General features: G+C 63.0%; 23 protein-coding genes. 16 read left to right on the top strand and 7 right to left on the bottom strand.

The window, feature by feature from the left end; translation table 11 throughout:
* Entirely contained in the window at positions 1–258 is a 258-nt protein-coding gene (locus E2A64_RS11185; protein WP_133284576.1) for an ArsR/SmtB family transcription factor, read from the top strand.
* A 201-nt stretch (positions 259–459) separates the two neighbouring features.
* Here the strand turns inward: E2A64_RS11185 and E2A64_RS11180 are convergent, their stop codons facing one another.
* The gene (locus tag E2A64_RS11180; RefSeq protein ID WP_133284575.1) at positions 460–639 is read right to left on the bottom strand and encodes a YdcH family protein; all 180 of its coding nucleotides are present in this window, start codon (positions 637–639) and stop codon (positions 460–462) included.
* A gap of 233 nt (positions 640–872) precedes the next feature.
* On the opposite strand from E2A64_RS11180, the gene E2A64_RS11175 reads away from it, so the two are divergent.
* Positions 873–1,076, top strand: a complete 204-nt coding sequence (locus tag E2A64_RS11175) for a YdcH family protein (RefSeq protein WP_133284574.1) — start codon at positions 873–875, stop codon at positions 1,074–1,076.
* A gap of 2 nt (positions 1,077–1,078) precedes the next feature.
* On the opposite strand, the gene E2A64_RS11170 is transcribed toward E2A64_RS11175, so the two are convergent.
* On the bottom strand, positions 1,079–1,615 hold the full coding sequence (locus tag E2A64_RS11170) for a hypothetical protein (RefSeq protein WP_133284573.1): 537 nt from the start codon (positions 1,613–1,615) through the stop codon (positions 1,079–1,081).
* Between E2A64_RS11170 and purE the strand changes: the two genes are divergently transcribed.
* The 4 genes from purE (at position 1,614) to E2A64_RS11150 (ending at position 4,152) form a co-directional block, all read left to right on the top strand.
* Positions 1,614–2,105, top strand: a complete 492-nt coding sequence (gene purE, locus E2A64_RS11165) for a 5-(carboxyamino)imidazole ribonucleotide mutase (RefSeq protein WP_133284572.1) — start codon at positions 1,614–1,616, stop codon at positions 2,103–2,105. The genes E2A64_RS11170 and purE overlap by 2 nt on opposite strands.
* Positions 2,106–2,108: 3 nt before the next feature.
* Complete coding sequence (locus E2A64_RS11160) at positions 2,109–3,218, top strand: 5-(carboxyamino)imidazole ribonucleotide synthase (protein ID WP_133284571.1); 1,110 nt, start codon at positions 2,109–2,111, stop codon at positions 3,216–3,218.
* Between the two features lie 88 nt (positions 3,219–3,306).
* Positions 3,307–3,432 (top strand): type B 50S ribosomal protein L36, encoded by a 126-nt coding sequence (gene ykgO / locus E2A64_RS11155; protein ID WP_133284570.1) that lies wholly within the window; start codon positions 3,307–3,309, stop codon positions 3,430–3,432.
* Positions 3,433–3,513: 81 nt separating this feature from the next.
* On the top strand, positions 3,514–4,152 hold the full coding sequence (locus tag E2A64_RS11150) for a tetratricopeptide repeat protein (protein WP_133284569.1): 639 nt from the start codon (positions 3,514–3,516) through the stop codon (positions 4,150–4,152).
* A 12-nt stretch (positions 4,153–4,164) separates the two neighbouring features.
* Here the strand turns inward: E2A64_RS11150 and E2A64_RS11145 are convergent, their stop codons facing one another.
* On the bottom strand, positions 4,165–4,824 hold the full coding sequence (locus E2A64_RS11145; protein WP_133284568.1) for a TetR/AcrR family transcriptional regulator C-terminal domain-containing protein: 660 nt from the start codon (positions 4,822–4,824) through the stop codon (positions 4,165–4,167).
* A gap of 312 nt (positions 4,825–5,136) precedes the next feature.
* Between E2A64_RS11145 and E2A64_RS11140 the strand changes: the two genes are divergently transcribed.
* Positions 5,137–6,147: an alpha/beta fold hydrolase gene (locus E2A64_RS11140; protein ID WP_244598253.1), complete on the top strand. Its 1,011-nt coding sequence runs from the start codon at positions 5,137–5,139 to the stop codon at positions 6,145–6,147.
* A 23-nt stretch (positions 6,148–6,170) separates the two neighbouring features.
* Here E2A64_RS11140 and pyk read toward each other — a convergent pair whose 3' ends face one another.
* Both pyk and E2A64_RS11130 read right to left on the bottom strand, forming a co-directional pair.
* Entirely contained in the window at positions 6,171–7,610 is a 1,440-nt protein-coding gene (gene pyk / locus E2A64_RS11135) for a pyruvate kinase (protein ID WP_133284566.1), read from the bottom strand.
* Positions 7,610–8,029, bottom strand: coding sequence for a DUF1036 domain-containing protein (locus tag E2A64_RS11130; RefSeq protein ID WP_133285033.1), 420 nt, complete (start codon positions 8,027–8,029; stop codon positions 7,610–7,612). The genes pyk and E2A64_RS11130 overlap by 1 nt, the downstream gene beginning before the upstream one ends.
* A 243-nt stretch (positions 8,030–8,272) precedes the next feature.
* Between E2A64_RS11130 and E2A64_RS11125 the strand changes: the two genes are divergently transcribed.
* The gene (locus tag E2A64_RS11125; protein ID WP_133284565.1) at positions 8,273–9,073 is read left to right on the top strand and encodes an N-formylglutamate amidohydrolase; all 801 of its coding nucleotides are present in this window, start codon (positions 8,273–8,275) and stop codon (positions 9,071–9,073) included.
* Positions 9,074–9,197: 124 nt separating this feature from the next.
* Entirely contained in the window at positions 9,198–9,470 is a 273-nt protein-coding gene (locus E2A64_RS11120; protein ID WP_133284564.1) for a DUF2312 domain-containing protein, read from the top strand.
* 95 nt (positions 9,471–9,565) lie between these two features.
* Here E2A64_RS11120 and E2A64_RS11115 read toward each other — a convergent pair whose 3' ends face one another.
* Together E2A64_RS11115 and E2A64_RS11110 are read right to left on the bottom strand one after the other, a co-directional pair.
* Positions 9,566–11,257, bottom strand: coding sequence for a peptidoglycan L,D-endopeptidase MepK (locus E2A64_RS11115; RefSeq protein WP_133285032.1), 1,692 nt, complete (start codon positions 11,255–11,257; stop codon positions 9,566–9,568).
* A 355-nt stretch (positions 11,258–11,612) separates the two neighbouring features.
* Complete coding sequence (locus E2A64_RS11110) at positions 11,613–13,139, bottom strand: sigma-54-dependent transcriptional regulator (protein WP_133284563.1); 1,527 nt, start codon at positions 13,137–13,139, stop codon at positions 11,613–11,615.
* 219 nt (positions 13,140–13,358) lie between these two features.
* Here E2A64_RS11110 and E2A64_RS11105 point away from each other — a divergent pair, with 219 nt between their 5' ends.
* From E2A64_RS11105 to E2A64_RS11075, 7 genes are all read left to right on the top strand, one after another.
* A complete protein-coding gene (locus tag E2A64_RS11105; RefSeq protein ID WP_133284562.1) occupies positions 13,359–15,203 on the top strand; it encodes a M3 family oligoendopeptidase in 1,845 nt (614 codons plus the stop codon).
* 22 nt (positions 15,204–15,225) lie between these two features.
* Entirely contained in the window at positions 15,226–16,371 is a 1,146-nt protein-coding gene (locus tag E2A64_RS11100; RefSeq protein WP_133285031.1) for an aminodeoxychorismate synthase component I, read from the top strand.
* A gap of 110 nt (positions 16,372–16,481) precedes the next feature.
* Positions 16,482–17,153: an aminotransferase class IV family protein gene (locus E2A64_RS11095; RefSeq protein WP_133284561.1), complete on the top strand. Its 672-nt coding sequence runs from the start codon at positions 16,482–16,484 to the stop codon at positions 17,151–17,153.
* The gene (locus E2A64_RS11090) at positions 17,153–18,031 is read left to right on the top strand and encodes a heme-dependent oxidative N-demethylase family protein (protein WP_133284560.1); all 879 of its coding nucleotides are present in this window, start codon (positions 17,153–17,155) and stop codon (positions 18,029–18,031) included. The genes E2A64_RS11095 and E2A64_RS11090 overlap by 1 nt, the downstream gene beginning before the upstream one ends.
* A 91-nt stretch (positions 18,032–18,122) precedes the next feature.
* Positions 18,123–19,574, top strand: coding sequence for a homospermidine synthase (locus tag E2A64_RS11085; protein WP_133284559.1), 1,452 nt, complete (start codon positions 18,123–18,125; stop codon positions 19,572–19,574).
* A gap of 151 nt (positions 19,575–19,725) precedes the next feature.
* Positions 19,726–20,106 (top strand): outer membrane lipoprotein Omp10, encoded by a 381-nt coding sequence (gene omp10, locus E2A64_RS11080; RefSeq protein WP_133284558.1) that lies wholly within the window; start codon positions 19,726–19,728, stop codon positions 20,104–20,106.
* A gap of 147 nt (positions 20,107–20,253) precedes the next feature.
* Complete coding sequence (locus E2A64_RS11075) at positions 20,254–21,237, top strand: LysM peptidoglycan-binding domain-containing protein (protein ID WP_133284557.1); 984 nt, start codon at positions 20,254–20,256, stop codon at positions 21,235–21,237.
* Positions 21,238–21,306: the final 69 nt, after the last annotated feature.

Below are 21,306 nucleotides of genomic sequence, written 5' to 3'. Positions count from 1 at the left end.
ATGGGTATAGACGCGTTTGCTGCCATTGCGGATCCGAACAGGCGTTACCTCCTCGAGGAATTGCGCCGCCGCCCCTGCACGGTCAACGAGCTTGCCGAGGGCCTGCCCATCTCCCGCCCGGCCGTCTCGCAGCATCTCAAGGCATTGCTGGACAACCGTCTGGTCAAGGTCAATGCGCGCGGCACCCGTCGGATCTATTCGATCGACGACGAGGGCTTTACCCATCTCAATATCTGGCTGGATCAGTTCTGGTCCTGAAGACCGAGACTTGCAGAAAACCTAGACTTGCAGTGGCCATGTGCTTTCGACGGCCACTTTACCGCCCTTGAAAAACCAAAGCCGTCCGCCCCGGGATGTGACCGGGCGAACGGCGAGTGTGTGATTTCGACTTTTCAATCGATGCGCGCCGGGTTTGCCGGTTTCGGGCCCACCCTGTCACGCGGCTGTCATGTCAGCGGGTTAATGCCGTACCACCTCATCCTTGAGGCGAACGATTTCATCCTTGAGACGCAATTTGCGTCGCTTGAGCTCAGCGATGGCACCATCGGCTGCAGAGGGACTCCCTAGCTCGTTGCGGAGTTCCTCTTCCAATTGTCCGTGCTTCTTCTCGAGCGATTCAAGATGCGCTTGTACCGACATGGGCAACTCCTTCTGTTGGCGTCGCACCGGTGACTTCACCAGCACGACTGGTTGAGAGGCAGGTACCACTCTGCCACCATTCCCTTTCCATGTCGAAGGCGAATTCTTGTCCCTGGGTAACTTCCAGTTAATGCGTGTTCATGATAGATCGTCCGGCACGAGTCCGTCGCCTGATCGACGGAGATGACGCGCAGCCTGGCAGGCTGCAGCGGATAGATATGGGGTAAGCTCGCATGTCCGATCAGGAACAGGCGGAATTGAGAATGATGGTGGCGCGTTTGCGTCATGAACACGAAGATTTCGATGCGGCGATCAACGCCATGATCCAAGTCGGCTGTGACCAGTTGCGCATCCAGCGCATGAAGAAGAAGAAGCTTGCGATCAAGGACAAGATGTCCAAGCTCGAAGATCAGATCATCCCCGATATAATCGCCTGATTTTATTCACTCTCGGGCATTGCAGGATGCGGCACGGCCCGTCCCGGCCGCGCCGGAGAGAGCAGATCTCCAGCGCTTGCATTGCCGCATTCGCGCGGCAGGACGATCATGGACATGACCACCTGGCCGGAGCCCGGCCGTTTCTCCGCAAGCGCCCGGCATCCCATGCCGGCCTGCCGATCTGCGACACACCGGAATGTGTCCGGAGCAGGATGGGGAATCCGGCTGGCGGCGGACAAGGGAGACGGCATTTTTGCTGCACCAATCACCGCGTTCAGAAACCATGACAAAGAACCGCAGGCGATTGTTGACACCCCTGATTTCACGGTGCGGATCCGAGGCGCAGACGGGGGATAAACTGTGGATGGCGCAACGGACGATTCGCGATCATCGAGTTCTTCGAAGCCTTCGATTTCGCCCTCACCCGGCACTCCTCCCCCGCCGCGACCCTGCACGCACTTGCATTGCGCGGTTCGATGAGGAATGAAGACCCAGAGTTTGAGACGAAATCCCTCACACCGGGAGACCTGAAGCGCCATGAGCACGCCCCCCGTCGCCATCATCATGGGAAGCCAGTCCGACTGGCCGACGATGAAGCACGCAGCCGACATTCTCGACGAACTCGGCATCGCCTATGATGCGCGGATCGTCTCCGCGCATCGCACCCCCGACCGCATGTACGAGTTCGCCAAGGGCGCGAAGGCCGAAGGCTTCAAGGTCATCATCGCCGGCGCCGGTGGTGCAGCCCACCTTCCGGGGATGACAGCCGCGCTCACGCCCCTCCCCGTCTTCGGCGTTCCGGTTCAGTCGCGCGCGCTCTCGGGCGAGGACAGCCTTCTCTCCATCGTCCAGATGCCCGCAGGCATCCCGGTCGGCACGCTTGCCATCGGCAATGCGGGCGCCTCCAACGCCGCCCTTCTGGCCGCCGCGGTTCTCGCGCTTTCCGACGATGCACTCGCCGAAAAGCTCGACGCATGGCGCGCCGCGCGCACCGCTGCGGTGGCTGAAAAACCGTCCAACGAGGGCTGACACATGACTGCAACGCCCCTCGCGCCCGGTTCGACGATCGGCATTCTCGGCGGCGGCCAGCTCGGACGCATGCTCGCCATGGCCGTTGCCCGTCTCGGCTACCGCACGGCGATCTACGATCCGGACGAGCAGGCGCCGGCCGCGCAGGTCGCCAACCGGCATTTCGCGAACGCCTGGAACGATACCGGGGCCCTGGACCAGTTCGCCGGAATGTGTGACGCGGTCACCTATGAATTCGAGAATGTGCCCGTCGAAACGGTCGAGCATCTCGAACGCCTTGTCCCGGTCCGTCCGGGGTCGAAGGCGCTGCGCACCGCGCAGGACCGGCTTCTGGAAAAGGCGCTCGCCCGCAAGCTCGGAGCCGGGACCGCGGAATTTGCGGCCGTCGAAACCCGCGCCGATCTCGATGCCGCAATCAGCAAGACCGGCCTTCCGGCTGTCCTGAAGACCACCCGGCTCGGCTATGACGGCAAGGGCCAGGCCCGGATCGCGGTTGAAGCGGATGCCGATGCAGCCTTCGCCGCGATGAAGGGCGCACCGGCGATCCTCGAATCATTCGTGCATTTCGATCGCGAAGTCTCGATCATCGCCGCCCGAGGCCTCGATGGCAGCATTCAGGCTTTCGATCTGGTGGAAAACGTTCACCGCCATCACATCCTCCACACCTCCACCGTTCCTGCCCGGATCGAGCCCGCAGCAATGGACGGCGCGCTCGCCATCATCTCCTCCTTCCTCGAAACGCTCGATTATGTCGGCGTTCTGGCGGTGGAATTCTTTGCCGTGCGCGATGGGGACCGGCACCGGCTGCTGGTCAACGAAATCGCCCCGCGCGTTCACAATTCCGGGCACTGGACGGAGGCCGCCTGCACGGTTTCGCAGTTCGAGGCCCATATCCGCGCCGTTGCCGGCCTGCCGCTGCCGGATTTCGCCCGTCACTCCGATTGCGTGATGCAGAATCTCATCGGCGACGAGATCGACGAACTTCCCCGGCTTGCCGGGGAGCGGGGCGTGCTTGTCCACCATTACGGCAAGGCGGAAGCCCGCCCGGGCCGGAAAATGGGGCATTTCACCCGCCTCACAGGCGCCGCCGGAGTTGACAGCTCCGGGCTTTGACGGTACATGCCACCCAACTGTTGAGCGCGCCCCTGCGGCGCGCTTTTGATTGATCAGGCCAAAAGCCAAAAGACTGCGGACCGGAACAATGAAGATCAAGAACTCACTCAAGGCTCTCAAGGCACGTCACCGCGACAACCGTATGGTTCGCCGCAAGGGCCGTATCTACATCATCAACAAGCTGAACCCGCGCTTCAAGGCCCGCCAGGGCTGAGTGACGCGGACAGTGGATGTGCGCCGCATCGGCAGCACGTCACTGTTTTGTGTGTTTGAAAAAAGCGCATGACGGGCTATTTTGCCGTCATGCGCTTTTTTTGCATTTGCAGTTCAGGCGATTCTCCTGACCGGACTGGTCGCAGCCCTCCCCCCGCACGTGCGCGCTGAAACGCCACCGGTGACCGAGCCTGCCGACGAATCGTCGCCCGCAAAGACGCCGGAAGCAGCGCCCCGCGCCGAAATCACGGTGGACACGCTGCTTGCGGACCTGAAACGCGAGAGCGATCCTCGGAAAGCCAAGCGGATTTCTGCAGACATCGTTCAGCGCTGGACCGATTCGGGCAGCGCGACGGCAAACCTGCTCATGCAGTGGTCGCACAAGGCGGTCGAGGACAAGAAGCAGGCGCTCGCCCTCGATTTTCTCGATCAGGTCACGACGCTCTTTCCCGACTATGTCGAAGGCTGGAACAGGCGTGCCACGCTTCACTTCCTGCGCGGCAATCTCGGCGCGTCCATGGCCGACATCAACAGGGTTCTCGCGATCGAGCCCCGGCACTTCGGCGCATTGTCCGGCATGGCCGCCATTTTTGAAGCCGACGAGAATGACGAACTGGCTCTCAAGGCATGGGAAAAGGTATTGGCGGTTTACCCCGCCAACCGGCAGGCGCAGGAAAAGGTTGGCGATCTGGCCGACAAGCTCGCCGGCCGCGGGATCTAGAAGCGGTAAATTCTAGCGCCGTGCCTGCGCTTCGATCGCGTCGAGCAGCAACTCAAGTCCGAAGCGGTATTCCGGCTCGCCCGTGCGACGCAGCAATTGCGGTGCGGCGGCAGCGACGTTCGGCAAATGAGCCATGGCGATGGCCTGCGCATGCCGGTCCATCTTCTCTCTGGTGACACCGGCTGCGGCATCCGGATGCACCTCGCGCAACAGCGCGCCCATCACATAGGAGAGGATCGCCCGCGCCGCATAGACCGAGCGCTCCGTGTCGAGCCCTGCCTGCTGGAGCGCCGCAAGCACGGCATCGGTGAGGGTCAGAACGCCGGTGGTGAAAACCTGGCGGGACAGGAGAATGGTCGCCACATTCGGGCTGCGGACGGCGACCGCGCGAAAATCCGCGGCGATGGTCCGTATATCGGCCTTCCAGTCCCCGGAGGGGGCCGGCGGCTCTATCTTTTGCACCAGGCGGTCGACCACGGCATCGACCAGCTCGTCTTTCGAGGACACATGGTAGTAGAGCGACATCGCCTCCACGCCGAGACGCGCAGCGAGCTTGCGCATGGACAAGGCGCCGACACCGTTTCTCTCGATCAGTGCCACTGCCGCATCGAGGATCATCGGCCTGGAGAGGGAGGCCTTGCGTCCCCTCTTGCGTGTGACTGTTTCCGACATGTTCCGTGGCGCCCGTCCTGCATTGGTCGACAGCTTCGTCGCTTATCACCAGACTTGCAGCGCAAGTCAAAGCTATCCGGGCTCATTGCCGCACGCTATCGCCGGCGGGAAGCGTTCATTTCCGAGGTGATATTCGAGTAAACGGCGCCCCGAAAATTCGGGCTCCGGCCCAACCGCCTGGGTGGGAGCTGTGCAAGACAAACAGTTCCGGGCGGTTGAAACCGTTGGCATGGGATGCACGTATGCTAGGAAATAGCCTCAACCATCCCGCAATCACATGTCCCTGCCCTTTTGCCGATGTTCCGAGTTTTCATGACAAGCCTTCTCGTCCTCCTGGCCGCGATCCTCCTCGCAGGCTTTTCCTTCACCTATATCAAGGCGCGCGGCATTTCTGAACGCTATCCGCCGCTCGGCACATTCAGCGAGGCGGACGGTATCCGTATGCATGCCGTCCATATTCCCGCCGGCGAGACCGCCGATCTGCCCCCGCTCATCTTCATCCACGGCGCGTCGGGCAATCTGCGTGACCAGTACGAAGCCTTTGCCGCAAGGCTCCAAGGCCGCGCCGAGATGCTGTTCATCGATCGCCCCGGCCACGGCTGGTCGGAACGTGACGGCCAGGCCTATGACACACCCGGCGGACAGGCGCGCGCCATCGCCGCGACAATGAAGAATTACGGCATCGAGCGCGGGATCATGATCGGCCATTCCTATGGCGGGTCGGTGATTGCAAGCTTTGCGCTCGCCCACCCGGAGATGACCCAAGGCCTCCTGTTCCTGTCGCCGGCCACCCATCCCTGGCCAGGCGGCGTCGCGTGGTACAACGACCTCGCCTCCGTTCCGGTAATCGGCCGGTTCTTCGCCGAGACCCTGACGCTTCCCGCGGGGCTGAACATGGTGAAGACGGGCGTCGCCTGCGTCTTCGCGCCCAATCCCGTACCGGACGGCTACATCGAGAAAACGGGCGCTGAAATGGTTCTTCGTCCGACGGAGTTTCGCGCCAACGCCCGCGACCTGACCCAACTCAACGCCTATCTCCGGGAAGTTGCGCCACGCTATACCGAGATCAATGCGCCGACCGTCGTCATCACCGGCGACAGCGACGATGTCGTGGCGCCCGAAATCCATTCGGCCGGGCTGAAGAGGGAAATTGACGGCGCGGAACTTGTGACGGTGCGCAATCTCGGCCACAAGCCCGACTATATCGCCAATGACCTTTCGATCGCCGCGATCGAAAAGCTCGGCGGAGTGGACCGCGACCTGCAGGCGCTGGCCGAAAACGTATCGCAGCGCATCGCCGAGAACGACGTGCGCTGCGATTGATCAGGACCGGATAGGTACCGCGCTCAGTGGCCGCTCATGCCGTCGGAGCCGATATAGGCAATGCGGAGCATGTTGGTCGAACCGGGCGTGCCGATCGGGATGCCGGCGGAGATGATGATGCGGTCGCCCGGCTTGCCGAATTCCTCGCGATAGGCAATACGGCAGGCGCGATCGACGAGATCGTCATGATCCTTGGCGTCATCGGTCACAACGCAGTGCAAACCCCAGACAACCGACAGGCGACGCGCCGTCTGGATGACCGGAGACAGGGCGATGATCGGCACCTGCGGGCGCTCGCGCGCGGCGCGCAATCCTGTCGATCCCGACGAGGTGTAGGTGACGATAACCGAGAGATTGAGCGTTTCCGCGATCTGCCGGGCAGCCAGCGAAATGGCGTCCGAACCGGTGGCTTCCGGCTGCGGGCGCTGGGCATAGATGATGCCCGTATAGTTCGGATCACGCTCGACGCGCCGGGCGATCGCCGCCATCGTCGAGACCGCTTCCACCGGATAGTCGCCGGCAGCGGATTCGGCCGACAGCATCACGGCATCGGCACCCTCGAACACGGCGGTCGCCACGTCGGAGACTTCCGCACGGGTCGGTACCGGCGCGGAGATCATCGATTCGAGCATCTGGGTGGCCACGACCACCGGTTTGCCTGCCTTGCGACAGGCGCGCGTGAGCTGCTTCTGGATACCGGGAACCGATTCAAGCGGCATTTCCACGCCGAGATCGCCGCGCGCGACCATCAGCGCGTCGGACAGCTCGATGATCTCGTCGATGCATTCGAGCGCCTGCGGTTTCTCGATCTTCGACATCAGGCCCACGCGGCCGCGCGCGATCTTGCGGACCTCCGCCAGATCGTCGGGACGCTGGATGAAGGACAGCGCCACCCAGTCGACGTCATCGACGGCGAGAACGGCATCGAGGTCCTTGCGGTCCTTCTCGGTCAGCGCGCCGACACCGAGCGTCGTATCGGGCAGGCTGACGCCCTTGCGGTCGGAAATCTTGTTGCCGTTGACCACCACGCAGGTGATGGACTTGCCGTCGGTCTTCTCGGCGCGAAGCTGCAGCCGTCCGTCGTCGATGAGAAGGCGGTGACCGGGCTGGACGGCCTCAAGAATTTCGGGATGTGGAAGGTAGACGCGGGTGTTGTCGCCCGGCTCGTCCTTGTTGTCGAGCGTGAAGGTCTGTCCGATTTCGAGCTGTTCCGTGCCGTTCTTGAACTTGCCGACGCGCAGCTTGGGACCCTGCAGGTCGCACAGAACGCCGATCGGGCGGCCCGAGCGCTCCTCGACCGCGCGGATACGCTTAACCAGCGTGCGCATGAGCTCGTGGCTCGAATGGCTCATATTGATGCGGAAGAGGTCCGCCCCGGCCTCGTGAAGCTTCTCGATCATGTCCTCCTCGGAAGAGGCGGGACCGAGTGTGGCAAGAATCTTGACCTTGCGAAGTCGTTTCATCAGTTCTGACTTTCCCCCGGAGCCGGCGCGTCCGAAAGCTGGACCATCCAGCTGCGTTGCCGCCCGGTATCGTATTCCTTGAATCCGGCGCGCTGGAAACCGCGAGCAAAGCAGTCCTTCACGCCGACGATGCGGTATTCGTTATCGGCGACGCACATGTTGATATCGCCGCCCCAGCGCCCCCCGCCGCCGGCATCCTCCGCATAAAGATAATAATACCGCGACTGCAGCGGCCCCTCGATCAGGGTCGCGCAGGAATTCGCGGGGATCTGCCACCACCCTTCGGTCACCCAGCCCTCGGAAGTGCGGTAGCCGATCGAGCCCCCGACCAGGGTCTGGGTCGCGTTGCAGACGCGAAAATCTGCGTGAGCCTTACCGGGAGCGAAGACGTATGCGCCGGCCAATATCGCGAGAAACATCCCCCATTTACGCAAGGACACTTCTTTTCCGGGGAGCAATTCGTCGCGCATCGTTTCCGGCAAACTCCAGTTGCGGTCAAATCACCGCTGTTTTGCGATGCCTGCCCTGGGATGTCAACGCGCGATAAGGCCCCATCCGCCGAGCGCGCCCCTCTGCCCACTGATTGCGGGCTGCCGATACGTCAGCGTTGTCACGCCCGCCTCTCCATGCGATGGATGCAAAGATAGAAAAGATGCTCCGCCATGCCTCAAAGCTTCGAAATTCTCCCCGGTGATTCGACCAGCGCGCTCGTGCTCCTCGCCGACCACGCGATGAACGTCGTGCCTGAACCCTATGGGACTCTCGGCCTCCCCGGCAGCGCCTTCTCCCGCCACATCGCCTACGACATAGGCGTGGAGAGTTTGACGCGCGGACTGTCAGAGCGGCTCGGCGTGCCGGCCGTCATGTCCACTTTCTCGCGCCTGCTGATCGATCCAAATCGCGGCGAGGACGATCCGACGCTGATCATGAAGCTTTCGGACGGGGCAATCATTCCCGCCAATCACCCGCTCACCGCAAGCGAGCGGGAAAGGCGGCTCGAGAACTGGCATCGCCCCTATCATCGCGCCGTCGAAAATACGATTGCGCAGGTCGAGGAAGCCTCCGGACGAACCGCCCTCGTTATCTCCATCCACTCCTTCACACCCTACTGGAAGCAATATGCGCGTCCGTGGCACGCCGGCCTGTTGTGGGATTCCGATCCGCGCGCGGTCATTCCTTTTCTCGAACTCCTGAGGCAGGATCCTGCGCTCGTCGTCGGCGACAACGAGCCTTATGACGGCGCATTGAAGAACGACTGCATGTATCGTCACTGCACCGCCAGGGGCCGTCCGCACGCGCTTCTGGAGGTCCGCCAGGATCTGATCGGCGACGAGGCCGGTATCGCCGCATGGGTCGAGCGCCTCGTCCCCATCCTCGAAAGGCTCAACGCCCGTTCAGAACTGCACCAGACCCTCGTGCACGCCAGCCGCGCCGATTGCGACAATCCCCCGCTTCCGATGTAGGAGGCCGGCCGGGTTCCTCACGGTCCGGCAGTCGAATTTGCGGATTTGGCGACTTCCCGCTTGACCCCGTGACCATCCATGAGGCAGGTGTCTGCCACGTCTCAAAACCTTCAAGGAGAGTACCATGTCCGATGCCGGCGGAGTCGCCCGGGACCAGCTTCGTGCCTTTGTCGAACGGATCGAACGGCTCGAGGAAGAAAAGAAAACCATCTCCGACGACATCAAGGATGTCTACGGTGAAGCCAAGGCCATGGGCTATGACGTGAAGGTCATGCGCAAGGTCGTTGCGATCCGCAAGCAGGATCAGAACGAGCGTCTCGAACACGAGGCGATTCTCGACACCTACCTGCACGCGCTCGGCATGGCGCTCGATCCGCAGGATGGCGAGTCCGAATAAGGCCGGCGCAGTACCGCCTGGCGCAGTACCGCCTCAAATCAAATAGCCCGCCGGATCGGCGGGCTATTTTTTTGTCATGCGTGAAATGTCTCGTATCAGCTCGACGGACCGAAGCGGGCGACCTGGATGAAATGGACGGCCGATCCGGTGAACCTGTTGTGCGGCTGGCTTCCCCCGTCGGGGACGAAACCTTCGGCATACACTTCCCTCGGCGCCACCTTCAGCTGATCGGCGACGAAGCGTTCGCCGCGAACCTTGGCCGGATCCGACGTTTCCCTCGCTGCGCGATCGCGATCCAGTGCCCATCCGGCGATGATCTTCTCGGTGAGCTTGGGCGCGGTCGTGCGCGTCGAAATCTGTCCCCTGCCCGCATCGTCGGCACCGGGGCGAGCGCCCTTGCGAGGCTTCGCGGCGGGGGCGAAGGATTCGGCGATACGGCCACCCTGCAAGGCCGAGGCTTCAGGCGCGAGCGAGGCAAGCTCGACCGGGGAATCGGTCTCGGTGGTCGTCACCGCGAGTTTCGGCATGGCCGGCGTTTCCGCGACTTCGGCAGTCAGTTGCGCGCCGCCGGCGTCCCAGTCACCCGGACGGCGGATCGGCAGCGGAACGAAAGCATCCGTCGTCAGCGTGGCCGTATCGACGGCGGCAACTTGCGTGGCGTCCGACGCGGCAATTTCCGGCAACACGGCGCGATCGGCGAGAAGCTGCGGCACCGGCACTGAAAGCGATGCAAGATCCGGAACGGCTGCAGCGTTTGCAGCCAGAGGCGCACCCGGCACGGCAGCCGCGGCTGCGGCGGCAAATGCATTGACCTGCTCCTGGGCCGGAACGGTGGCCTGGGGAGCGACGAGTGCAGTCTCCGTGCTGATCTCCGGCGTCAGAGACGGACGGGAAACGGGAAGCGGTGCGTTGACGGGCAGCTGGGCGATCAGCGCGGGCGCTTCGCCCGGCACCGGCGCGTCGATACCCGGCAGCGCTGCAACGGCGGTCTGCGGCGCTGAAGGCGCAGGCACGGGAGCGGCTGCGGTTGCCGGTGCGGAATCGTCACCTTCGTCCTCGTCACCACCACCGAACAGCGCAGCAAGCAGGTTGCCGCCGCCCTTCGAGCCGGAGGAGCCGCCGCCGGAGGTAATCGCACCACCACCACGCGCCTTGTACTCGGCGAGCGCCTGATTGTATTTCGGCAAAGGCTTTCCATCCGGCGGCAGGTGCATGGTCTTGCCGTCGGGGAAAATCTTCACCAGTTCCTGGCGGCTCATGCGCGGCCAGGCGCGCACCGAGCCGACATCCAGGTGAACGAATGGCGAGCCCGACTTCGGATAGTAGCCGACGCCGCCGCCCTGCACTCTCATGCCGATCTCGCGCAGCGTGGCGAGCTTCACGCCGGGAATGAAGAAGTCCATGGCCTTGCCGAGCATGTGCTGGCTCTTCTTCGCCTGGCCGCCGCGTGTCCGGCGCAGCATCTCGTTGGTGGCCGGCGAACGATAGGCGCTGATGACGGTGATGTAGTTGCGCGAGCCGGTCTGCCTGTAGACCTCCCAAATGAGATCGAAAAGCCGCGGATCCATCTTGGTGGGCTCGTTGCGGCGCCAGTCGCGCAGGAAACGGTTGAGCTTGTTCAGACCGGCCTGATCGTAACGTCCGTTGCGCTTGAAGACGATCTCGGCCTTCTCACCGGTATGCGTGTAGTAGAGCTTGAGCGAGCGGGTTTCCGCCTGCGCGGCAGAACTGAAGGCGGCCTGGAAAGCAAGCGCGAAGAAAACGGCGGCCGCGAGATTGCGCGCCAGGGAGAGGCTGCGGGTGCGGCCTTGCGGGGCCGTCTGGCCGTATCTGGAAGTGTAACCTGCGTTCAAGTTGGCTTTCCCGATTGTCCTGACAGTTGCCTGTTCCGCCCCCGGCAACGCGGATCTTGCAGCGCTCTATGAGCGAGAAATGCGGTAACACAATGGCAAACCGCCTCTCCTGCGACCCTCGTCCAGCAAGCTGAACCTGATCGTTTTATAGTAAACAACCTCCTAAGGAGATATGAACTAAGTCAACCCGGTAATCGTTTTTTACAGAAATTGATCACGGCGGACCTTCGACAAGGCCCGCCGTGCAATTTTCTCGATATTCGACGCAATCGAGATCAACCGCCGATCTTCACGCCGCCGTCTTCAGCGGCTTGCCGGGATCGATCGCATAATCCTTGAGCTTGCGGTACAGCGTCGACCGCCCGATGCCGAGCCGCCGTGCCACCTCGCTCATCTGCCCGTCGTAGAATGAGAGCGCGAAACGGATCAGCTCCTCTTCCACTTCCGCCAGCGGACGTATCTGGCCGTTGGAGGCGATGGCGTTCAGAGCGCCTTCCGGTTCATGGGTCTGGACCGCTCCCTGGTCTTCGAAGCCGATCATGGCCGGCCCCTGATCCTTGACCGGATCGAACTCGATCGACGGGACCCACGACATTTCTTCCAGCGCACCCGAATGACGGCGGGATGCGAGGTCATAGCCCGGCATCTGGGCCGCGATCTGGGGAAACAGGTCGGCGCCGAGCGTTTCGGTCTCGCACAGCACCACGGCGCGATGAACTGCATTCTCGAGTTCGCGGATATTGCCGGGCCAGTCGTGCGCGGTCAGAAGCGCCAGCGCTTCGGGAGCCAGATTGATATGCGGCGACCGGGCGGTCGATTGCGCGTATCGGCGCACGAAATGGCGGGCGAGTTCGGGAATGTCTTCCTTCCGCTGACGCAGCGCCGGAACATGGATCGGGAACACGTTGAGACGGTAGTACAGATCCTCGCGGAAACGCCCGGCCTTGACCTCCTCGATCAGATCCTTGTTGGTCGCCGAGATCAGGCGGATATCGACCTTGCGAACGTCGCGCGCGCCGACGGTCTCTATTTCTCCGCTCTGCACGGCGCGCAGCAGCTTGACCTGGACTTCCGGCGGCAGGTCGCCGACTTCGTCGAGGAACAACGTGCCGCGATCGGCTTCCACGAACTTGCCGGTATGGTTGTCGACGGCACCGGTGAAGGCGCCCTTCTCGTGACCGAACAGGATGCTCTCGACCAGGGAAGCGGGAATGGCGCCGCAGTTGACCGTGACATAGGGCCGGGCGCGGCGGGCGCTTTCCATCTGGATGGCGCGGGCGATCATTTCCTTGCCGACGCCGGACTCCCCTTCGAGAACGACCGGAATGTCGGAGGCAGCCGCGCGCTTGGCGAGCGACAGGATACGGTCCATGGCGGGGCTCGCGACGACGATGTCGGCGAAGCCACCGGTGATCTTCACGCCACCGCCCGAAGCTCGCTCCTTGGTTCCTGCCTTGCGGGCATGACCGATCGCGGTGATCAGACGCTCCGGCGAAACCGGCTTGACCACGAAATCGAACGCGCCGGCGCGCATGGCCTTCACCACGGTTTCGATGCCGCCGAGGCCGGTCTGCACGATGGCCGGCGTGCCGTGGCCGTTCTCCGCCATCCAGGCGAGCACGGACAACCCGTCCATGCCCGGCATGACGAGGTCGAGAACCACCGCGTCGTAAGGTTCTTCGGCATTGGCTATCAGCTTGACAGCCTTGGTTCCATCGTCCGTGGCATCGGCCGTCATGCCGGCGCGCTCGACGGCCCCTTTCAGCAGGCGGCGCTGAACAGGATCGTCGTCAACGATAAGTATACGAGCAGACATAATGTCTCCCTTCCACGCAAAGATCATTGCGGAGATTGCATTGAACCGGGATCGGCCGGCACCGTTGTGTTGTTTTGAAGCATCGTGGCACAAAAGCCTGAAAGCACGATTGCCGGAAACGATTGCATTTTAGGTTTCAGTGCCCCACAACCCGACAGGTGCCCGAATTGGGCCCGAACTGGCTATGAATGACGACCTAGAGCCCGAAAGGACCGGTTGATGAAATACGGTTGGAGCCGTCACCAAATCGCGCATGCAGAGGTACGGGGCGGCGCAGCTGCCGAACTCGGCGATCTCCCCGGCTGGAACCTCGCCGATCTCTATGACGGCATTTCCGATCCCTCCCTGAAGGCCGACATCGCTGCCGTCTCCGATGACGCGAAGGCCTTTGAAGCGCAGTGGGCCGGCAAGCTTGCAGATGCGGCGACACTGACAGGCGGCGATGGTCTCGGCGCGGCGATCGCACGCTTCGAGGAGATCGAGGAGGTCATGGGCCGCATCATGTCGTTCGCGGGCCTGAACTACTTCTCGGACACCACCGACATGTCTGCGGCGAAATTCTACGGCGATGCCCAGGGCGCGATCACCGACGCTTCCTCGCACCTTCTGTTCTTCCCGCTCGAACTCAACCGGCTCGATGACAAGCTGGTGGAAACCTGCCTGGCCAACGACGCAAAGGCCGCGTACTACAAGCCATGGATCCTCGATCTGAGGCTCGACCGCCCGCACCAGCTGGAGGACCGGATCGAAAAGCTCTTCCACGAAAAGTCGATCACCGGGCATGCGGCCTGGAACCGCCTCTTCGACGAGACCATGTCCTCGCTGAAATTCAACGTCGACGGCGAGGAACTGCAGATCGAGCCGGCGCTGTCGCTGCTCCAGGAGCCCGACCGCGAAACCCGCCACAAGGCCGCGAAGGTGCTGTCCGAAACCTTCGGAAAGCACATCCGCACCTTCTCGCTGATCACCAACACGCTGGCCAAGGACAAGGAAATTTCCGACCGCTGGCACGGTTTCGAGGACATCGCCGACAGCCGTCACCTGGCCAACCGCGTCGAGCGCCCGGTGGTCGATGCGCTGGTTGAGGCAGTCACCGAGGCTGCCCCGCGTCTCTCCCACCGCTATTACGCGATGAAGGCACGCTGGCTCGGCCTCGACAAGCTCGAATTCTGGGACCGCAACGCGCCGCTTCCCGAAACGCCCAAGCGCGTCATCCCCTGGAGCGAGGCCGAGGAAACCGTTCTCAAGGCCTATCACGGCTTTGCACCCGAAATGGCCGAGATTGCCGGCCGTTTCTTCCGTCAGAACTGGATCGACGCGCCGGTGCGCCCGGGCAAGGCATCGGGCGCCTTCGCGCATCCGACGGTTCCCTCGGCGCATCCCTACGTGCTGGTCAACTACATGGGCAAGCCGCGCGACGTGATGACCCTCGCCCACGAACTGGGCCACGGCGTCCACCAGGTTCTCGCCGGCGGCCAGGGCGCGCTGATGGCGTCCACCCCCCTGACGCTGGCCGAAACCGCCTCCGTCTTCGGCGAAATGCTGACCTTCCGCCGGCTGCTGGCCGAAACCCGCGATCCGCGGGAGCGCAAGGCCATGCTCTGCCAGAAGGTGGAGGACATGCTCAACACCGTGGTCCGCCAGATCGCGTTCTACCAGTTCGAGCGCAAGGTCCACACGGCCCGCCGTGAGGGCGAACTGACGTCGGAAGATCTCGGCCGCTTCTGGATGGACGTTCAGGCCGAGAGCCTCGGCCCCGCGGTCAACCTGTCGGAAGGCTACGAGACCTTCTGGGCCTACATTCCGCACTTCATCCACTCGCCCTTCTATGTCTACGCCTATGCGTTCGGCGACTGCCTGGTCAACTCGCTCTATGCCGTCTACGAAAAGACGCCGGATGGCTTCCAGGACCGCTATTTCGACATGCTGAAGGCCGGCGGGTCGAAGCATCATTCGGAGCTTCTCGCCCCCTTCGGCCTCGACGCCTCGGACCCGGAATTCTGGGCGCGCGGCCTCGGCATGCTCGAAGGCTTCATCGACGAAATCGAACGGCTGGATGCCTGACGGCCATCCAGTCCTTCCGCCCATGCCGCCCCGCCGCTACGTTCTGTTCCGCGATGACCTGCAGGCGCGCTCGACGCTGTTCGCCGAGCCGCGGGAAATTCTCGTCGCCAGAACCGGCGCCGAACTGGCGCACGCGCTCGACAGGCTGGAAGAGGCCCGGCGGGACGGATTCTGGTCAGCCGGCTATCTTGCCTATGAGGCCGGCTACCATCTCGAACCGGCGCTCGCCGACCTGTCGGGCGACACGCTCGCAACGCCACTCCTGAATTTCGGCATTTTCGATGCGCCCGTTGACGAGCGGGACCATCCCGAACTGATCCGCCCTGCCGCGGATCGCGAGGCACAGCTTCGCGACTTCGCGCCAGAGTGGGATTTCAAGACCTACAAGGACCGCTTCGACCGCCTGCACCGCCATCTCATGCAGGGCGATATCTACCAGGCCAATCTCACCTTTCCGATCCGGGCGCGCTGGGACGGCAGGCCGCTGGAACTCTTCGACGCACTGACCGCGCGCCAGCCCGTGCGCTACGGCGCCTGTATCGAGCTCGACGGACCGGCAATCGTCTCCCGTTCGCCCGAACTCTTCTTTCGTGTCGATGAGGAAGGCTTTGTCGAGACCCATCCGATGAAGGGGACGGCGCCGCGCCGCACGGATCCTGCGGCCGACGCGCTCGAGATCGAACTGCTGCGCAGCTCGGAAAAGACGCTGGCGGAAAACCGGATGATCGTCGATCTTCTGCGCAACGACATTTCGCGGATTTCCCGAACGGGTACGCTTCACGAGCCCTCGCTTTTCGAGGTCGAGACTTATCCGACGCTGCACCAGATGATCAGTCGCGTGCGCGCGCGGCTGCTGCCCGATCTTGGCATTCGCGACATCTTCGCCGCCCTCTTCCCCTGCGGTTCGATAACCGGCGCACCGAAGATCTCGGCCATGCGCATTCTGCACGATTTGGAGCGGAAACCGCGCGAAGCCTATTGCGGCGCCATCGGCTTCATTGCGCCTGGCGGCACCATGCGCTTCTCCGTGGCCATTCGGACGTTGAGCCTTTTTGAGAACCGTCGCGCCGTCTTCAATGTCGGTGGCGGTATCGTGCTCGATTCAGACGCTCGCGCCGAATATGAGGAAGCGCTGCTCAAGGCCCGCTTTGCAGGATTTGTTGCGTAACATCGCCTGGCCTGTTGTCGAGAAGCGCGCGCCGTAATAATTCGCCTTCCCAAAACCGCGATCACAGTCTTGAATGCGGTCCCATAGCGATTCCAGTTGTGGCGAACACGATGGCCAGACCGAAGCGCGCTGCGCGCAACGAACCGACAGAATTTTCCCTGATCGAGACCATGCTCTGGCAACCGGATTCCGGTTTCGTCCGCCTTGAGCGTCACATGATGCGGCTGTCGCGCTCGGCGGACGCCCTCGGCTTCCGCCTGCCGGTAAAGGCGATGAATGCGCTCGAGGACGCAGTCTCGGGCGACGTCCCGTTGCGCGTTCGTCTGGTCTCGAGTTTCCGCGGCAAGGTGGAAGTCACGACAGCGCCGTTCATGCCGGTTCCCGAAGGCACGATCTGGCGGCTCCGCATCGCCGTGGCCGCGAGGCTCGATTCCAGCGACACGCTCTACCGCCACAAGACGACGCGGCGCGAACCCTACGACGCCGCCCGCGCCGAATTCACGCCGGAGGACGCCGATGAGGTTCTGCTCCTCAACGAGCGCGGCGAAGTCTGTGAAGGGACCATCACCAACCTCTTCGTCGAGGGCCCGGAGGGTCTCCTCCTCACGCCACCGCTCTCCTCCGGCGTCTTGCCGGGCATCTTGCGCGGCGAACTGATCCGCGAGCGCAAGGCGACGAACGGCGTCCTCACACCCGCCGATCTCGAAGGCGGTCGCAAGGTCTTCGTCGGCAATTCCCTGCGCGGGCTGATCCCGGCCGAACTCGTTGTCGATCCCGGCTGATGGGAGAAGCATGGCCGGCAACCCCCTTCGCCATCGGCCTGTCGCCACTCGGGGAGCGCCCCTGGCTCATCGCAAGTGACCGCCTGCCGGATTATCTGGCGGAAAAGCACAGGCTCCATGCCGAAAGGCCTGACAGGGTGTTTGTCGCCGAGCCGGGCACCCGCGCGGCGCAGGAAGAAACCCTGCAGCGGGTCGCGAACTGGCAGACGGCACACTCCCCCGACCGCTTCAGCCGTGAGGAAGGGTCGATCCGTATCGAAGGCATGGAAACACCGGTCGAGCTTGAAGGCAGTGATGCGCCGCTTCTGACCGCGGCCTGGCTGTGCGCGGAGGATCTGGTGCTGATGCGCCGTGGCGAGGACGGGTGGCGGCTGGCCGCGGCCTCCCTCTCCTTCCCCTCGTCCTGGCGGCTGGCCGAGAAGTTCAGGCGCCCGATAACCGCGATCCACAAACCGGTCCCGGGTTTCTCGCACGGCACCCGAAAGGCGCTTCTGGTCGAGCGCATATTCGACAATCTCAAGCCCGAGGCGCCGGTTCTGCGCGGCAACTGGTCGATCTACGGCGATGACAAGCTGTTCCACCCCGAGCCACACGCGGGAGATGGTGCTGACAGTGCGCAGCCGGCGGCAAGCTTTCTGCGCGAGGAACGTCAGACCCTCACCCTGCTGCCCGGCAGCGGCGATATCCTCTTCACCATCCTCATCACCGTCACGCCGCTTTCCGAGCTGGAGAAATCAGCCGACGGCCGCGCCAGGGCGTCAATCCTCGCCGAACAGCTTGACGCGATGCGGGACGACGAGCTCGCCTACAAGGCGATGACGGGCCGTCGTGACACTTTCGTCAAACTTCTCGGCAAGATAGCGACCGGAACAAACTAGCACTGCGGCGTTTTCCCTTTATTGTGACAGGGAAATATGTTTAAGCCGCCGCGCGCACCCGCGCGTGCAAGCCTATACAGGAGCGAAACGAATGGCCGATCAAGAATACCCCGTCTATGGAGAGATCACCGGTCCCGTCGTCATGATCGGATTTGGATCGATCGGCCGGGGAACGCTTCCCCTCATCGAGCGCCATTTCAAGTTCGACAAGTCCCGCATGGTCATCATCGACCCGCATCCCGAAGGTGACAACGCCAAGATCGCCGAACAGCATGGCGTGCGCTTCATCAGCGAAGCCGTGACGAAGGAGAACTACAAGGACCTTCTGATCCCGCTTCTCACCGAAGGCGAAGGCCAGGGCTTCTGCGTCAACCTGTCGGTCGACACCTCGTCGCTGGATCTCATGCGCCTGTGCCGCGAAATCGACGTGCCTTACGTCGACACCGTGGTGGAGCCGTGGCTCGGCTTCTATTTCGACACCGAGGCCGACAATTCGTCGCGCACCAACTACGCGCTGCGCGAAACCGTGCGCGAGGAAATCCGCAAGAACCCGGGCGGCACCACCGCCGTCTCCTGCTGCGGCGCCAACCCCGGAATGGTCTCCTGGTTCGTCAAGCAGGCTCTGGTCAATCTCGCCAAGGATCTCGGCATTGACTTCGAAGAGCCCGCCGCCAACGACCGCGAAGGCTGGGCCAAGCTCATGAAGAAGGTCGGCGTGAAGGGCATCCACATTGCCGAACGCGACACCCAGCGCGCCAAGGATCCGAAGCCGATGGAGACTTTCTGGAACACCTGGTCGGTCGAGGGCTTCATCTCGGAAGGACTGCAGCCGGCGGAACTCGGCTGGGGCACCCACGAGACCTGGAAGCCGAAAAACGCCAAGAAGCACAAGAAGGGCTGCAAGGCCGCGATCTATCTCGAACAGCCCGGCGCCAACACCCGTGTGCGCACCTGGTGCCCGACACCGGGCGCACAATACGGCTTCCTGGTGACCCACAACGAATCCATATCGATCGCCGACTATTTCACCCACCGCAACAAGAAGGGCGAAGTCACCTACCGCCCGACCTGTCATTACGCCTATCACCCGGCCAATGACGCGGTTCTGTCGCTTCACGAAATGTTCGGCAATGGCGGCCACGCTCAGCCCAAGATGCACGTGCTCGACGAAAACGAACTCGTCGACGGCATCGACGAGCTGGGTGTGCTTCTCTACGGCCACGACAAGAACGCCTACTGGTTCGGTTCGCGCCTCTCGGTCGAGCAGACCCGCGACCTCGCCCCCTATCAGAATGCCACCGGACTTCAGGTCACCTCGGCCGTGCTCGCAGGCATGGTCTGGGCGCTCGAAAACCCGAATGCCGGCATCGTGGAAGCCGACGAGATGGACTACAAGCGCTGCCTGGAAGTGCAGCTGCCCTATCTCGGACCGGTTGAAGGCCACTACACCGACTGGACCCCGCTGAACGATCGTCCCGGCCTGTTCCCGGAAGATATCGACGAGAGCGATCCCTGGCAGTTCCGCAATATCCTGGTTCACTGACGGCTGGTTCGAACATCCACCGGAATTTGAATATATTCGGATATTCCAAGGCTTGCAGCCTTGCTTTCGACGCAACTGCACGGCATGGTTTTGCAAATGCGAGCCCCTTTTCAGGGGCTTGCTCCGCATTCTCGTGGATAGGGGCTAAGCCATGAAACACACGAAACTTCTCGCTCTGGCCGCGCTGCCGCTCTTCCTCGCAGCCTGCCAGTCCGTCAGCTACGGCCCGTCGTCGGGCGGCTTCAACCCGCCGCCTCAGCAGGCCGGGGTGGAAGGCCAGTGGACCGATCCGAACGGTATCATCTCGAGCTTTTATGGCGGTCGCTTCGAAACCCGCACGACCGATGGCACCAACTCGCTGCTGGCCAAGGGCAACTATACCCAGATCAATCCGAGCCTCGTCGAGATCGAGATGACCTCGCTCGTGCGTAACACGACCTCGCGCGTCAACTGCGCACTGGCCACGCCGGACCAGCTCAACTGCACCTCCTCGACCGGATCGCAGTTCTCCCTGAGACGCAAGACCGTCTGATCGCCCTTCCGGGCGGACCTTCTTTTGATGCGCGCGAGGGCAGACCGTCCTCGCGCGCATTCTGCTTGAGGGCGGGTTTTCCTGCCCTATCTTCAGTGGTGAAACGGGCCGCAACGGCCTGTCGACAGTTCACTGCTGGAGGAGCAAATGAACAAGCTGACCGTCAAACTTCTTATCACCGCTTCCGTACTCACCTTCGCCGCCGGTGCCGCGCAAGCGCAGTCGGATGAGACCAAGGCTTCCGAATCCATGGAAGGCGCGACGGACCTGATCAAGTCCGCGCCTGCTGCCGTGGAGGATGCGGCGAAGGCAACAGCCGATGCGGCCGATGATACCCTTGATGCCGCAGGCGAAGCGGCAGGTAATGCCGCCGAGGCAACCGGCGAGGCCATGGAAGCGACAGGCGACGCGCTGAAATCGGCCGGCAAGGACGCGGCTGACATGGCCGGCGATGCCGCTGAAAAGGCGGAAAGAATGGCTGAGGACGCCGCCAAGGCCGTGGACAAGGCCGTCGCCGGCGAAGAAGGCGAAAACGACGCATCGGCCGACGAGAAGCCTTCCATGGCCAGCGACGACGAACCGGCCATGAGCGACGACAAGGCCGACATGGCCGAAGAAGGCAATATGGACGGTGACGAGAACATGTCGGCCGCCTCGGGAGCAGAGGCGGAGGTCAAGCTTCCCGAACCCATGGACGCGTCCAGCGACATGTCGTCCACACCGCCGAAAGTCGAGAGCGAAGGCGCCTCTTCCGAAGCACCTGCCATGGACGACAAGTCCATGGAGGGCGGCATGGCTGGCGGCAGCGGAATGTCGCCCTCCGGCGAGGCGGAGGTGAAGGTGCCCGAGCCCATGGACGCCTCCAGGGACATGTCGTCCACCCCACCGGCCGTGGTCGCGGACGAACCGGCGACGGAGGATACGCCCGCAATGGCCGACGACAAATCGATGGAAGCCGGCACCATGGATGCAAAGGGCGATTACACCATCAAGACGGGTGACAGTCTCTGGAACATTGCCAGGGACCGATATGGCGACGGGAGCAGATGGGAAGCGATCCGCGACGCCAATCCCGACATCGATCCCGGCAACCTGAAGGTCGGCACGACGATCAACCTCCCCGCCGACTAAGGGGCCGCAGCGCAGAGGCGACGCCCGAGAGGCCCCGGAATTCCGGGGCCTTTTCCGATTTTCAACAAG

The sequence above is a fragment of the Pseudohoeflea suaedae genome (assembly GCF_004354915.1).
GTDB lineage: Bacteria > Pseudomonadota > Alphaproteobacteria > Rhizobiales > Rhizobiaceae > Pseudohoeflea > Pseudohoeflea suaedae.
The sequence above is the reverse complement of the archived record's forward strand: the minus strand, read 5'-3'. Positions and strand labels throughout refer to the sequence as shown.

What these genes read in the sequence shown, in the direction of transcription:
- E2A64_RS11185 (WP_133284576.1), top strand. Translation starts at nt 1, where the DNA reads ATGGGTATAGACGCGTTTGCTGCCATTGCGGATCCGAACAGGCGTTAC.
- E2A64_RS11180 (WP_133284575.1), bottom strand. Translation starts at nt 639, where the DNA reads ATGTCGGTACAAGCGCATCTTGAATCGCTCGAGAAGAAGCACGGACAA.
- E2A64_RS11175 (WP_133284574.1), top strand. Translation starts at nt 873, where the DNA reads ATGTCCGATCAGGAACAGGCGGAATTGAGAATGATGGTGGCGCGTTTG.
- purE (WP_133284572.1), top strand. Translation starts at nt 1,614, where the DNA reads ATGAGCACGCCCCCCGTCGCCATCATCATGGGAAGCCAGTCCGACTGG.
- E2A64_RS11170 (WP_133284573.1), bottom strand. Translation starts at nt 1,615, where the DNA reads ATGGCGCTTCAGGTCTCCCGGTGTGAGGGATTTCGTCTCAAACTCTGG.
- E2A64_RS11160 (WP_133284571.1), top strand. Translation starts at nt 2,109, where the DNA reads ATGACTGCAACGCCCCTCGCGCCCGGTTCGACGATCGGCATTCTCGGC.
- ykgO (WP_133284570.1), top strand. Translation starts at nt 3,307, where the DNA reads ATGAAGATCAAGAACTCACTCAAGGCTCTCAAGGCACGTCACCGCGAC.
- E2A64_RS11145 (WP_133284568.1), bottom strand. Translation starts at nt 4,824, where the DNA reads ATGTCGGAAACAGTCACACGCAAGAGGGGACGCAAGGCCTCCCTCTCC.
- E2A64_RS11140 (WP_244598253.1), top strand. Translation starts at nt 5,137, where the DNA reads ATGACAAGCCTTCTCGTCCTCCTGGCCGCGATCCTCCTCGCAGGCTTT.
- pyk (WP_133284566.1), bottom strand. Translation starts at nt 7,610, where the DNA reads ATGAAACGACTTCGCAAGGTCAAGATTCTTGCCACACTCGGTCCCGCC.
- E2A64_RS11130 (WP_133285033.1), bottom strand. Translation starts at nt 8,029, where the DNA reads ATGTTTCTCGCGATATTGGCCGGCGCATACGTCTTCGCTCCCGGTAAG.
- E2A64_RS11125 (WP_133284565.1), top strand. Translation starts at nt 8,273, where the DNA reads ATGCCTCAAAGCTTCGAAATTCTCCCCGGTGATTCGACCAGCGCGCTC.
- E2A64_RS11120 (WP_133284564.1), top strand. Translation starts at nt 9,198, where the DNA reads ATGTCCGATGCCGGCGGAGTCGCCCGGGACCAGCTTCGTGCCTTTGTC.
- E2A64_RS11110 (WP_133284563.1), bottom strand. Translation starts at nt 13,139, where the DNA reads ATGTCTGCTCGTATACTTATCGTTGACGACGATCCTGTTCAGCGCCGC.
- E2A64_RS11105 (WP_133284562.1), top strand. Translation starts at nt 13,359, where the DNA reads ATGAAATACGGTTGGAGCCGTCACCAAATCGCGCATGCAGAGGTACGG.
- E2A64_RS11100 (WP_133285031.1), top strand. Translation starts at nt 15,226, where the DNA reads ATGCCGCCCCGCCGCTACGTTCTGTTCCGCGATGACCTGCAGGCGCGC.
- E2A64_RS11095 (WP_133284561.1), top strand. Translation starts at nt 16,482, where the DNA reads ATGGCCAGACCGAAGCGCGCTGCGCGCAACGAACCGACAGAATTTTCC.
- E2A64_RS11090 (WP_133284560.1), top strand. Translation starts at nt 17,153, where the DNA reads ATGGGAGAAGCATGGCCGGCAACCCCCTTCGCCATCGGCCTGTCGCCA.
- E2A64_RS11085 (WP_133284559.1), top strand. Translation starts at nt 18,123, where the DNA reads ATGGCCGATCAAGAATACCCCGTCTATGGAGAGATCACCGGTCCCGTC.
- omp10 (WP_133284558.1), top strand. Translation starts at nt 19,726, where the DNA reads ATGAAACACACGAAACTTCTCGCTCTGGCCGCGCTGCCGCTCTTCCTC.
- E2A64_RS11075 (WP_133284557.1), top strand. Translation starts at nt 20,254, where the DNA reads ATGAACAAGCTGACCGTCAAACTTCTTATCACCGCTTCCGTACTCACC.